The organism is Pelosinus fermentans JBW45, assembly GCF_000271665.2.
Classification (GTDB): domain Bacteria; phylum Bacillota; class Negativicutes; order DSM-13327; family DSM-13327; genus Pelosinus; species Pelosinus baikalensis.
The window spans coordinates 4,875,145-4,887,856 of record NZ_CP010978.1 but is presented as its reverse complement, the minus strand read 5'-3'; the positions used below and the strand labels follow the sequence as shown (position 1 = coordinate 4,887,856).

Below are 12,712 nucleotides of genomic sequence, written 5' to 3'. Positions count from 1 at the left end.
AGACAGATAATTCTAAAAAAAAGGAGCAGATTTTATGAAAAAAACAGCAACATTAGCACTTACAATCGCGCTGGTTCTTGGTGGCGCACAGGTACAGGCCGCCAAGGCGCCTGTTGAGAAAACCACTGCAGACGGCTATGAACTTGTCGAAAATATGCATGGGCCGGAACTGGGATATTCGAAAGATTCCGGGGTAAAGCTTCTGACCGTGGATGGAAAAGTCTTTAAGGATATGAACCGCAATGGCAAGCTCGATAAATTCGAGGACTGGCGCCTTACGCCGCAGCAGCGTGCCGAGGATCTTGCCCAACAAATCAGTATCGATCAGATTGCCGGTCTTATGCTCTATAGTATGCATCAGAGCAATCTGCAACCGGAACTCAATGATGCGCAGAAACAAATGCTGAGCCAGGATAACGTGCGTACCGTACTGAATGCTGATACCGGGGCAAGCATTGAAACTACGGCAAAATGGAACAATGCAATGCAGGCCTATACAGAAGCGCAGCCGTTTGCGATTCCGGTCAACACAAGCTCCGACCCGCGCAATGATGCGCGCGGCGATGGTGTGTACCTCAAGGGAACGACGGGTGGTGTATCCCGCTGGCCGAGTAACCTGGGTCTCGCGGCAACTTTTGATCCGTCGATTGCAAAACACTTTGCTCAGGTCTATGCGAAAGAATACCGTGCTATGGGCATAGGTACAGGGCTTTCACCGCAGATTGACTTGGCAACTGATCCGCGTTGGCCGCGGTTCTATGGCACATTCGGTGAAGATCCCGCACTTTCCCGGGATATGGCCCGGGCCTCGATTGATGGTGTACAGTCCACAGTGGACGCAGTAGGGAAAGACCTTGGCTGGGGCAAGAATAGCATCAATGCCATGATGAAGCATTGGCCAGGTGATGGTGTCAGTGAAGGCGGTCGCGAAGCACATTCGAAATATGGAAAATATGCGGTTTATCTGGGAAATAATTTTCAAACACAGCTGATCCCATTTGTTGAAGGTGGCCTGAAGCTTGATGGCAAGACAAAAGTGCCAAGTGCCGTGATGTCGTCGTATTCGATTGCCTGGTCCGATGATGGTTCGTTGGGAGAAAAAGTTGGCAGCGCTTATAGCAAGTATAAATTGGATCTTTTGCGCAACAAATACAAATATGATGGCGTTATCTGTACGGATTGGTGTGTCACGCATTCACCGGGTGAGGGCGTAGCTGGTCTTTCCACGGCATGGGGCGTTGAAGATGGTTATACGGAAGCCGAACGTCACTATAAAGCCCTCATGGCCGGTGTTGATCAGTTCGGTGGTAACAATGTAAAGCAACCGGTGCTCGATGCCTATGCGATGGGCATAAAAGAACATGGCGAAGCCTTCATGCAGAAGCGTTTCCGTACATCCGCTACTCGTTTGCTGCGCAATATTTTCCAGCTTGGTCTGTTTGAAAATCCGTATCTTGATGTACAGCAGAGTGTAGCGACTGTCGGCAATCCAGCCGATTTAGCAGCAGGCTATGATGCCCAGCTCAAATCCATCGTCATGCTCAAGAATAAGGGTGGCGTGATTCATGCGGCAGCTGGTCAGGAAGTACAGAAACCAACGGTGTACATCCCGATGGTGTACCGGCCAGTGATTGTCAATAAACGTTTTGGAACCTATACCGCAGCGAACTGGAGTCTGCCAGTGAATCTTGCCGTTGCTCAGCAGTATTTCAACGTCGTGACGGACAGTGTTACTTCACTTAGTGCGAAAGATAAGGATGGGAAACCGATGGCTGATGTGCAGGATATTGTGCGTCTCAATCCAGTAGAAGTTGCAAAATGTGATGCTGTACTGGCTGTGGTTGATACTCCGACCCCGGAGGGCAACAATTTTGATGGTATTGGTTATGCCGATGATGAGGGCTATATTCCAATCTCTTTGCAATATGGTAAATATACGGCAGACTCCGCTGCTGTACGCAAGACTTCTATTGCAGGAGATCCGGGTGAAAATCGGTCCTATTATGGAAAAACGGCACGTACCATCAATTCACATGATCTCGATGGTGTAGTTTATGGTCGTGATTGTGCTGCAAAGTCTGGTAAAAAGATGCCGATCATCACGATGGTCAAAGCAATGAAGCCGATGATCTTCAGTGAGATTGAGCCGCTTTCGGATGCTATTCTTATGGGATTCAGTGTCAGTGATCAGGCGTACTTTGATATCCTTACCGGAAAGACCGAGTCGCAGGGGCTTTTGCCAATGCAGCAGCCGAAGGATATGATCACCGTAGAAACGCAAATGGAGGATGTACCACGGGACATGGTATGCTATAAAGACAGCGAAGGTCACAGCTATGACTTTGCTTACGGCATAGATTGGAAGGGTGTCATCAATGATGCAAGGACTGCAAAATATAATGTGCCGGTGCTCAAAGCAAAATAAAGGTTGATTTTTGCCAAAGACAATGTAATATCGTTAGCGCACTGTTATACGAGAACCTGAGTGGTGAATGTTTTTTTAAGGTGTAATAATATTATTGACGACACTATCGTAGTGTCGTCAATTTTTTACAATACATAGTGGGCCTAGGTTGCTAAAATAAATGTAAAGAAGGGGGGAGTATAGTGAAGATCGTCATGGTTATCAATAAAGAACTTCCGCTCGGACTAGTAGCCAATACCGCTGCAGTGCTGGGAATCAGTCTGAGTAATATGTTTCAACAGGACATTGTAGGATGTGATATACAAGATGCTAATGGCAACGTGCATATTGGAATCACTGCCCAAACAATTCCTGTTTTAGGTGGTAGTAGACAGCAAATTAAAGATATTCGGGATTTGATGTTTGACAGCGCTTATTCTGAGATAACTGCTATAGATTTCAGCGAGGTTGCTCAAAAATGCTTGGAGTATGAAGACTATATCAGAACGCTTTCCTGTTTGCCAAGTTCGGACATCTACTATTTAGGTATTTGCTTGTACGGCCCGAAGAAAAAAGTAAATAAACTAACGGGGAATTTGGGCTTATTGCGATAACAAGCATAAAGAGAATAAATCTATGGAATGAGGAGGTAATATAGTGCTTAAAGGATATACACTTCCACGGACGCCACGTGGCACATCAAGTCTTGCACCAAGACCGCCATGGCATTATGTGGGCAATGCACTTGCAGTTGAGTATGAGGTGAATGCAATCGCTGCGGCAACGTTTTTGCCTGATGGTCTTGAGTTAGCATCAAGCCGCTGCGCGGCATATTTTATTGAATGGCAGTACTCCAGTGAAACTGATGAAGAGTATTTAGATCCTGTTCGTAGTCAATATCATGAAACGATTATTTTATTATCTGCCCAATTTGAGGGTGCACCTGTAGCTTACTGTCCATTTATATGGGTTGACCAGGATGTTTCCCTAATGCGAGGTCTTGTTCAGGGGTGGCCTAAACAAATGGGGTCAACATGGATTACACGGGCTTATGATCTGCCGTCAAAAGCAAATCCTGTTGTAGGCCCAGGTGGAAAGTTTGGTGCTGCTTTATCCGTTAAAGACCGTCGTTTGATCGAAACACAAGTTACTTTATGCGAATTGACTGATTCTCTTCCTTCTCCTAATTTTGCAAGAGCCGTTAACGTACGATATTTTCCAGAACTTGCTGCGGGTAAACATGGGAAACCGGCAGTGAACGAACTTGTACAACTTAAATCACGTGATGTTATGGTATCTCCCATCTGGAAAGGGGAGGCCAAAATGGAGATTTTTGATCATCCTTATATAGAGCTTCCCGACTTACGGCCGACAACCGTTATTGCCGGATATCGTTTTTCTTTTGCACTTACTGTTGATGATCTAATTCATCTTCGGGATTTGTGCTCATGTGATTTGGGATAATATGAAATGTGAGATGTTATTTTTTATTTAATCTTCATTGAATAAAAAATAACATGTTCATATAGGATTATTCAGCGAAAAATACAGTATGTTAGGAATTCCGACATACTGCTGAAGATGATGAATCAATTTAACTCATACAATAACGAGCTAACCATCCAAGAATTGCTCCAATCATAACAGAAGGAAGAAACATTTTTAGTACCTTAATTGTTATTGCTGTGGAAAGACACCCTATAAGAACCGGAAATGAAATAACTAGTTGACCATCCATTGGTACTAAGATTTGTTTGATGATAAGTGCTGAAATAATTCCAATAGGAACATAATTAAAATATAATCGCAAGGTAGCATTCATCTCTCGCCCTGCCATGATTTCGATGCCTATGATGCGTGATATATAGGTAGAAACTGCTAACAATCCGATAAGAATCCAGTAATTAAGCATTTTGAGACCTCCTATTTAAATAAAGACCCGCAAGTGGTGACAAAATACCGGTAATGATAATTGTAAATTCGTTACCCGGCATTAAATATTCAAGTCCAGACGCTATTACTACTGCAGTGAGTGCTGTTGCAATGACTGGTTTTCCTTTAAGACTGGGGATAATAAGAGCGATAAAAGTAATCGGAAACGCTAAGTCTAATCCCCATCTTTGAGGATCAATTTGGTTTCCAATTAAAGCCCCTATGAGCGAAGAGAGGGTCCAAGCTGCATAAAAAGTACCAGTAATTGTTCCAAAATAAAGAGGATCCGGTCCATATTTTGTAAACCTTGAAACTCCTAAAACAAAAGGTTCATCTGAAACACCAAAAGCTAACAGCCACTTCCAATTTTTAGCAGGTGCAAGACCTTCGGCTAGGGCAGCTCCGTATAACAAATTGCGCAAGTTCAACAAAATGGAGGTGAAAAGCACACCGGTTAGACTTGCTCCCGTCGTTAACATTGCAACCGCTACCATTTGTACGGAGCCGGAAAACACTAACAAGGACATTGCTACGGTGCCCGCTAAACTAAAATTAGCTTGAGTTGCCAGCACACCATAAGATAAACCATATGCTGCAATAGCGATTGCTAATGGTAAAGCTTCGGTAAAACCAGTTCTTATGGTCACTATTTTTTCGTCCATATTAACAACAGCTCCTTGTTTTATCATGAATTACATTAACTGCTCGAATAAAAATAGTTCATACTAATGGGATCTCTCTGATCAAAAGCGAAAAGACAATGGTGTAAAATAAGTACTAAAATGGTATAATAAAATTTACATATAGATCATTATAATATAATAAACATTGAATTGGTATATTAAATTTTACTTTTTGTTCATTATGTTATAAAAAATACTTAGAAAAAGCTGGTCTTTTGATCGAGGGAGGAAGAAATGAACATCGAAAAGCCTTGGGGTGAAGGGGATGTAGGGAAGTATATTGGCATCAATCTGCGGCAGTTCCGAGCGAATAAAGGAATTAGTATAGATGTTTTGGCCAAACAAATCGGGGTTAGTAAATTAACATTACTCAATATCGAACGTGGCGAAGCCAATCCTACGTTGTCCGTAATTTGGAAAATCGCAAATGGCCTAAAAATCCCAATAACCGCTCTATTGTCTATCGAATCGGATGTCTCCATCAGTCGCAAGAAAGATGGGATGAAGCTGATCAGTTCAAATGATGTATTTATCGCTGAGCCTTTGTTTCGTTCCCATGGTTTGATTGAGCTTTATCGAGGATACTTACAACCTCGAGGGGAGTATCTGTCAGAGGCACACCAACCGGGAGTGATGGAATTTGTTACCGTCATGTCTGGTCAATTGACGGTGGAAGTAGACGGCGAGGCTCATCATTTGGATGATTATGATTCCATTCGTTTCAAAGGGGATCGTCCACATAAATATACCAACCCCTCTTCCTCTTTAACCATGCTGCATTTTGTCATTTCTTATAATAATCTTTAATAGGTCTGTTTCCCAGAATATCAGAATGACTAAAGCAACCCGCTATTTATAGTACAATTTCTTATAAGTACTTTTAAGAATTCTAAGGGCACACGTGAATTTGTAAATATTTGATGTTCTTGATGATTAGGTCGCTCATGTGACGCTGATCTTGCAATAGTTCTGGATCTTAATAAATGGTATATATATTACATATATGGTAAAGTTATCCACAAAATTATGTGTTATTAACAGCTTTATCCACACGAAAATACTGTCTTGTCTCAATTTTTAAATGTCCCCTATAAAGTAGACTTTTTAATGTCTACTTTATAGGGGACATTTAAATTAGGTGGACGGCTCTTTTTCTTATATTGGATATCCAACCTGTAACCAAAAATCCTCAAAAAACATAAAATATAATGATCTAGCTCGTTCCCTTATCGTTCACGCAAAATCTTCCGTTCAACCCGCTGCGTTTCTGAATGTAGCAAATACAACAACCACTGATCGATATTGTATTGATTTGTACTCTAAATTGGCGTTTGCTCGAAATAATTACTGGACGTATGCAGATTTGATAGGCCTTTTGCAGAAGCAGTCCGGCGGAATTATACAGGTAGTTTAGCAGAAATAATCACTTAAACAAAGCCGATTAGTCCAACGTATAATTATGCGTCAGGCTAATCGGCTTATGGCTTTTCATGGCGTGTATGAAATCTAACTACCTAATAATATAATGAATGCAAATATCATCTGTCTCAGATAAATCAATGACATTACCATCAAATTGCTGCACAATCGAGTTGGATGGCTTATCTTTATTCACGAAAACGACTCGTGCCTGTTCACCATTTGTGAGAGCGACTAGATTACCAGAGAGAAAGTTCATCATATTTTCAGTAAAAGTAATACATGTTTTGGCATCAATGGAGTAAATATCCTGGCGCAATTTATCCAAACTGGAATAAGGGCTTAACGCACCAGGGGTGTCACAATTAATCGTCAAGGATTCATCAAATAAATCAGCAACCGCTATAATCTTAGCATAAGGATGGATATCTTCTGAAGTTAGTTTATTGGGATAACCATTACCATCTTCTCTTTCATGATGATCTAATATACCAGAAAGTACGCTTTGTGCCATATTTGGTATCTTGCTTACTAGATCATATCCAAGGGTAGTATGAGTTTTATACAATTCATAGTCCTTAGGTGCAAGGCGATGGGATTTATTTAATATCTCTGTCGGCAGCTGGGATTTTCCTACATCATGCAGAAGTCCAGCTAAAGCAATAGCACTAACGCTTTCAGGCGGAAATTTGAGCCATGTGGCGATAAGGGCTGCAATTGCACTTACATTAACACTATGACGGAAAGTATAATCATCACATTGGGGTAAATTATATAATTGGTCAATCGCATTGCCCGTGGCAGATATATTTTCAACGATATCATCAGCAGTATTTGTAAATGTTTCAATGGGAACTTCCTGTGTTTGACGAATGTCTTCAAAAGTCTTTTGAACAGTTGTTACCGATTGATTATAGCTGTTCATGAATTTTTGAATATTAGGATCTGTTATGGGATTTGCTGTTATTTCAGCAATGATCGATACCTTGTCAATGTCCCAGTTTTGTAGATTCTTTATTAAAGCTTTACTAATAATCGTGCTTTCACTTGCTAATATTTTCCCGTCACTCGTGCAGGCATCCCGAGCTAATTCCATACCCGGTACTAAGAACTCGATTTTTTGATCGATAATTTTATGTGTTTTTTGAGGTTTAATACTACTCATATGCTACACCCCGTATAAAATTTAGTATCGTAAAACGCTATCTTCCATAAATAACTATAAATTTCCTGCATTTAATATCAATGCCAGAAAAACTTTCTTACTAGACAAATTTATGAATAGGAAGTATAATCCATATTAAATGATCATTTAATATGGATTGAAGTTGAAAGAATATGGGGGAAAAAGTGAAAAAGGAAATAATGACAGATAAGCCAGCAGTTCATAAAATAATGACTGCAGCAGCTCCTTTGTTTGCACAAAAAGGATTTTCTGCAGTATCTGTAAAAGAACTTGCAGAGGCTGCCGAAGTAAATATTGCTCTGATTTCATATTATTTTGGTGGAAAAGAGAAGCTTTATGCTGCTATACTGGAAGCTCAGTTTGACTTACTAGACAATATAATTGTATCAATTCGCAATGAAGAAAATTGCCCCATCGAAAAGATCAGACGTTTTTCACAAAAATTTGTAAAATTACATAAATCTTATCCTTATATTCATCGTCTAATTTATGGGGAAATCATAAATGCTACGAACTGTTATGAAAGTATTGTAAAGCCGGGAATTATGCGTCAGCATGATTTCATAACGGAGTGTATTCAAGAAGGAATAAATAATGGGCAAATCCGGTCAGATGTTAAACCTGACTGTGCTAATCTACTTTTAGGCAGCCTTTTACATTTTTATTTTATAAGTAATCATCTTGCCGATGAATTTTTGGAGACAAAAAAGGATAAGGCTGAATACTACATGCCAGAAGCTGTCGAAATGTTTCTCAGAGGTGTTTTAAATAACCCTGCATAAAAAAAGTCTTTTAATAAATTCTTTTTTTTAGAAATTATTAAATAAATGTTTAATTTAAAATGGTATTTAATATTAGTTGTACTTATATAAAGGAGTGGAAAGATGCAGAAGTTAAGTAAGAAGAAACTATATTATGGTCTGGCTGCAGGTGTGGTTTTGGCAGCTGTAGCAGCGGGAATTATGGTCAAAGGACATTCTAAATCTGCTGTAGTTATGGAAGAAGTGGCCTTGGTCCGTACTGCAGTTGTTGGCGCTGCGGCCGACGCTCAAAGTTATATCTATTCCGGTGAAGTTAAGGGGCGCTTTGAAAGTCAGCTGTCTTTTCAAGTTGGCGGGAAAATAGTAAAACGGCATGTGCAGCTAGGTAGTGTTGTAAATGCTGGAGATGTACTTATGGAAATAGATGCCAAAGATGTTAAGCAGACGGTCAACAGTAATGCAGCGCAAGTATATTCCGCTGAGTCTCAAGTAAAGCTGGCGGAAAGTAATCTCAATCGCTACCAAAAGTTATACGAAGGGGGAGCGATTAGTGCAGCTCAACTTGATCAATACAAAAGTGCCTATGATGTGGCTGTTGCAAGCTTGCGTCAGGCTTCTGCCCAATATGCTCAAGGGTCTAATCAATTAGATTATAGTGTTTTATATGCTGATAAAGCAGGCGTTATATCTAGTATAACAGCAGAAGCAGGGCAGGTTGTTGCAGCAGGACAATCTGTAGTTACTATCGTACAAGATGGAGAGCGGGAAGTTGAAATTAGTGTTCCTGAAAATCGTATTGATGAATTTCGTAAGATGGGACAGCTTAAAGTTACTTTTTGGGCATTGCCTGCCGTTAGTGTAGATGCTGCTGTTAGAGAAATTGCTCCTATGGCTGATGCCGTATCTCGTACCTATAAAGTCCGGGTAAGTCTGCTGAATCCTCCTCAAGAAGTAAAGTTGGGGATGACTTCTACGGTAGCGGCAGCTAATGGAGGGAATCAGCAAGCTGCAGTCTATATTCCTCTCACCGCAATTTATCAAAATAGTGACACTCCTGGAGTTTGGGTCATAAATAATGAGAGTGTAACGTTGCGTCCCATTAAAATAGGTGCATTTGGCGATGGAAAGGTTCAAGTGCTGGGAGGACTCCAAAATGGAGATGTGATTGTTACAGCAGGAGTGCATAAATTAAAAGAAGGGCAAAAGGTTCGTATTAGCGGTGATACGTTATGAAGAATTTTAATCTTACCGAATGGTCTTTAAATCATAAGCAATTTATTTATTTTTTTATTGTGTTATTCTTTATTATGGGAGTAGTCTCCTACAATAAACTGGGACGTATGGAAGATCCAGATTTTACGATAAAACAAATGATTGTTCAGGTTTCCTGGCCAGGAGCTACTGCTCGTCAGATGGAAGAGCAGGTCACTGATAAAATTGAAAAAAAGTTGCAGGATTTACCTGGGCTTGACTATGTGAAAAGCTATTCTACTCCGGGACAAACCATTACTTACGTAATTTTAAAAGATACGGTTCTCAAGAAAGATGTCCGGTCAACATGGCTGGAAGCTCGTAATATGATAAATGATATGAAAAGTACCCTCCCTGAAGGTGCTTTGGCTCCTAATTTTAATGATCGATTTGATGAAGTATATGGTGTAGTCTATACTCTTACAGGTGATGGATATACTTATGAGGAAATGCGGGAAAAGGCAGAAAAGATTCGCCGCCTGCTCTTAGATATTCCTAGTGTAAAGAAGGTTGCACTTCTTGGAGTTCAAACCGAAAAAATATATATTGAGATAGAAAATAACAAACTGTCTCAACTAGGAATTGATCCAAGTACTATCACTTCTACTCTGCAAGCACAGAATGCTATGACTGCTTCAGGAATGTTTGAAACAGCTTCTGATAATGTTTATTTGCGTGTTACAGGAATGTTTGAAGATGTAGAGTCCATCCGTAATGTACCGATTAAGGCCAATGGGAATACGTTTCGTTTAGGGGATATAGCCAAGATCAGACGCAGCTATGCAGAGCCTTCTGATCCTAAAATGTTTTATAACGGACAGCCTGCCATTGGAATTTCTTTGGCTATGGAGCCGGGAGGGAATATACTAACCCTAGGCAAAAATTTGGAAAATGCCATTGAACAAATCAAAAAAGAACTGCCGGTGGGATTAGAACTGAATCAGACTGTGAATCAGCCGAAGATTGTAGAAACATCCATTGATGAATTTGTAAAATCCTTAGGAGAAGCAGTTGTTATTGTATTAATTGTAAGTTTTCTTAGCCTAGGGGTGCGTTCAGGTGTCATCGTTGCTCTTTGTATTCCGTTAGTGATTGCAGCCGTGTTTACTTTTATGAATTTTATGGGGATTGACCTGCAGAAAATATCCCTGGGTGCTCTCATTATTGCTTTGGGACTTTTAGTTGATGATGCCATCATCACGATAGAGACGATGTCTGTAAAATTAGAGCAAGGCTGGACACGGTTTAATGCTGCTTGCTATGCTTATACTGCAACAGCCTATCCTCGGTTGACAGGTGCTCTGGTTACTTGTGCCGGTTTTGTTCCTGTTGGTTTTGCAAAAGGAAGTGCCGCTGAGTATTGCGGCAGTATTTTCACAGTAGTGGTATTGGCATTATTGCTATCTTGGGTCGCTGCCGGCACAGTAACACCTTTATTAGGTTATCTGTTCATTAAGGTGGAATCAGCTGGTGTCGAAGGCAAGGAACATGATATTTATGATACTAAATTTTACCGACACTTTAAAGGAATTCTAATTTGGTGTTTAAATCATAAGAAACAAGTATTATTAGGAACCGTGGCGTGCTTTCTTGGTGCTGCGCTAGCAATGAGTCTGATTAAGCAGGAGTTCTTTCCTGCATCTACCAGGCCAGAGCTAATTGTTCAAATTAAGCTGCAGGAAGGAGCTTCTTTGAAAGCTACGGAAGAAGTTGCTGAAGAGTTTGCCAAGCTCATAGAGGGTGATCCTGCTATTGATTACTATACATATCATGTAGGTGAAGGTGCTCCTCGCTTTGTCTTAAGCTTTGAACCTACTTTTAATAAAACAAATTTTGCGGAGTTTATTATTGTTGCCAAAGATGCTAAGGCTCGCGAGGCATTATCCCAGAAAGTCAATACTATATTAAATGAAAAAATGACTGGCGTACGGGGGCATATGAAAGTGATTGCCAACGGTCCTTCGGCAGACTATCCTGTTATGATACGAGTTCGAGGCTATGATCCTGAAAAAGTCAGAGTGATAGCCCAGAAAATGCGAGATACCATGGCAGCCCATCCAGGTGTAAGGAATATAAACTTTAACTGGGATGAGAAAAGTAAAGTGATACACTTTGAGATTGATCAGGATAAGGCAAGAAAACTCGGAGTCGATACACAGTCACTGGCGTCTTCGCTGCAAACACAATTATCCGGTGCTTCCATTGCAGATTTTCGTGTGGAGGATAGAACCATTAGTATGGTATTTAAAGGTGCCCTGCAAGACAGAAATGACATTTCTCGTATTAAAGACTTAAATGTTCATATCGGTAACGGAAAATATGTCCCAGTGGATCAAATAGCAAAAATAAGTTATGATTCGGAAGATGGAATGCTGTGGAGACGAGGGTTGAAGTCTATGGTTGTTGTCCAGGCAGAAGTAAACCCAGGATTTATGGGAAATGACGTTACGCAAGAGGTTTATGATACTCTTAAAGAGTTACGTGCTGATTTACCTTTTGGTTACACGATTGAAGTAGATGGAGCTTTAGAGGATAGTATAAAAGCTGCTAAATTCATTTCTGAACCTTTGCCTATAATGGTGGGAGCAATCATGATCCTCTTGATGATTCAACTGCAAAATATACCTAAAATGGTACTGACATTATTAACAGCACCTCTTGGCATCATTGGTGTAGTTATGGGGCTTTTACTTACGGGACATCCAATCGGTTTTGTTGTGCAGCTGGGGATTTTGTCTTTATTCGGGATTATTATGCGTAATTCAGTAATCTTGATAGACCAAATTGAACAACTGGTTTCAAATGGAGAATCTATGTGGGATGCAGTTATTGATGCGACAGTCATTCGTTGCCGCCCTATCTTATTGACGGCAGCGGCAGCAATCTTAGCAATGATTCCCCTGTTCTCCAGCGTATTTTGGGGACCAATGGCAGTGGCGATTGCTGCTGGATTATTTGTTGCTACCATATTAACGCTGTTAGTATTGCCGACCATGTACGCAGCTTGGTATAAAGTACATATGGGAATGCCGCTAAATAAGGATAGTGAAGTTCATTTTTCTGAGTAAACAAGTAT

General features: G+C 40.6%; 10 protein-coding genes. 7 read left to right on the top strand and 3 right to left on the bottom strand.

Annotation, left to right across the window (positions count from 1 at the left end; translation table 11 throughout):
• Positions 1-34: 34 nt before the first annotated feature.
• The 3 genes from JBW_RS21600 (at position 35) to JBW_RS21590 (ending at position 3,868) form a co-directional block, all read left to right on the top strand.
• Complete coding sequence (locus JBW_RS21600) at positions 35-2,425, top strand: glycoside hydrolase family 3 protein (RefSeq protein ID WP_007958022.1); 2,391 nt, start codon at positions 35-37, stop codon at positions 2,423-2,425.
• Between the two features lie 182 nt (positions 2,426-2,607).
• Positions 2,608-3,018 (top strand): DUF2000 domain-containing protein, encoded by a 411-nt coding sequence (locus JBW_RS21595; RefSeq protein WP_007958021.1) that lies wholly within the window; start codon positions 2,608-2,610, stop codon positions 3,016-3,018.
• Positions 3,019-3,061: 43 nt separating this feature from the next.
• Positions 3,062-3,868 carry an acetoacetate decarboxylase family protein gene (locus JBW_RS21590; protein WP_007958020.1) on the top strand — a complete coding sequence of 269 codons (807 nt, stop codon included), beginning with the start codon at positions 3,062-3,064 and terminating at the stop codon, positions 3,866-3,868.
• Between the two features lie 130 nt (positions 3,869-3,998).
• Here JBW_RS21590 and JBW_RS21585 read toward each other — a convergent pair whose 3' ends face one another.
• Together JBW_RS21585 and JBW_RS21580 are read right to left on the bottom strand one after the other, a co-directional pair.
• Positions 3,999-4,316: an AzlD domain-containing protein gene (locus tag JBW_RS21585; protein ID WP_007958018.1), complete on the bottom strand. Its 318-nt coding sequence runs from the start codon at positions 4,314-4,316 to the stop codon at positions 3,999-4,001.
• The gene (locus JBW_RS21580; protein ID WP_007958010.1) at positions 4,309-4,998 is read right to left on the bottom strand and encodes an AzlC family ABC transporter permease; all 690 of its coding nucleotides are present in this window, start codon (positions 4,996-4,998) and stop codon (positions 4,309-4,311) included. Before JBW_RS21580 ends, JBW_RS21585 begins: the two co-directional genes overlap by 8 nt.
• 255 nt (positions 4,999-5,253) lie before the next feature.
• Between JBW_RS21580 and JBW_RS24265 the strand changes: the two genes are divergently transcribed.
• Positions 5,254-5,826 carry a helix-turn-helix domain-containing protein gene (locus JBW_RS24265; RefSeq protein ID WP_007958009.1) on the top strand — a complete coding sequence of 191 codons (573 nt, stop codon included), beginning with the start codon at positions 5,254-5,256 and terminating at the stop codon, positions 5,824-5,826.
• A 703-nt stretch (positions 5,827-6,529) separates the two neighbouring features.
• Here JBW_RS24265 and JBW_RS21565 read toward each other — a convergent pair.
• Positions 6,530-7,603, bottom strand: coding sequence for an HD-GYP domain-containing protein (locus tag JBW_RS21565; protein ID WP_007958008.1), 1,074 nt, complete (start codon positions 7,601-7,603; stop codon positions 6,530-6,532).
• A gap of 185 nt (positions 7,604-7,788) precedes the next feature.
• On the opposite strand from JBW_RS21565, the gene JBW_RS21560 reads away from it, so the two are divergent.
• From JBW_RS21560 to JBW_RS21550, 3 genes are all read left to right on the top strand, one after another.
• Positions 7,789-8,406 carry a TetR/AcrR family transcriptional regulator gene (locus tag JBW_RS21560; protein ID WP_007958007.1) on the top strand — a complete coding sequence of 206 codons (618 nt, stop codon included), beginning with the start codon at positions 7,789-7,791 and terminating at the stop codon, positions 8,404-8,406.
• A gap of 102 nt (positions 8,407-8,508) precedes the next feature.
• Positions 8,509-9,618, top strand: a complete 1,110-nt coding sequence (locus tag JBW_RS21555) for an efflux RND transporter periplasmic adaptor subunit (RefSeq protein ID WP_007958005.1) — start codon at positions 8,509-8,511, stop codon at positions 9,616-9,618.
• Positions 9,615-12,704, top strand: a complete 3,090-nt coding sequence (locus JBW_RS21550) for an efflux RND transporter permease subunit (RefSeq protein ID WP_007958004.1) — start codon at positions 9,615-9,617, stop codon at positions 12,702-12,704. Before JBW_RS21555 ends, JBW_RS21550 begins: the two co-directional genes overlap by 4 nt.
• Positions 12,705-12,712 lie beyond the last annotated feature (8 nt).

Bases quoted from the DNA above. Each gene is read 5' to 3' on its own strand.
- JBW_RS21555 (WP_007958005.1), top strand. From the start codon at position 8,509: ATGCAGAAGTTAAGTAAGAAGAAACTATATTATGGTCTGGCTGCAGGT.
- JBW_RS21580 (WP_007958010.1), bottom strand. From the start codon at position 4,998: ATGGACGAAAAAATAGTGACCATAAGAACTGGTTTTACCGAAGCTTTA.
- JBW_RS21600 (WP_007958022.1), top strand. From the start codon at position 35: ATGAAAAAAACAGCAACATTAGCACTTACAATCGCGCTGGTTCTTGGT.
- JBW_RS21550 (WP_007958004.1), top strand. From the start codon at position 9,615: ATGAAGAATTTTAATCTTACCGAATGGTCTTTAAATCATAAGCAATTT.
- JBW_RS21565 (WP_007958008.1), bottom strand. From the start codon at position 7,603: ATGAGTAGTATTAAACCTCAAAAAACACATAAAATTATCGATCAAAAA.
- JBW_RS24265 (WP_007958009.1), top strand. From the start codon at position 5,254: ATGAACATCGAAAAGCCTTGGGGTGAAGGGGATGTAGGGAAGTATATT.
- JBW_RS21585 (WP_007958018.1), bottom strand. From the start codon at position 4,316: ATGCTTAATTACTGGATTCTTATCGGATTGTTAGCAGTTTCTACCTAT.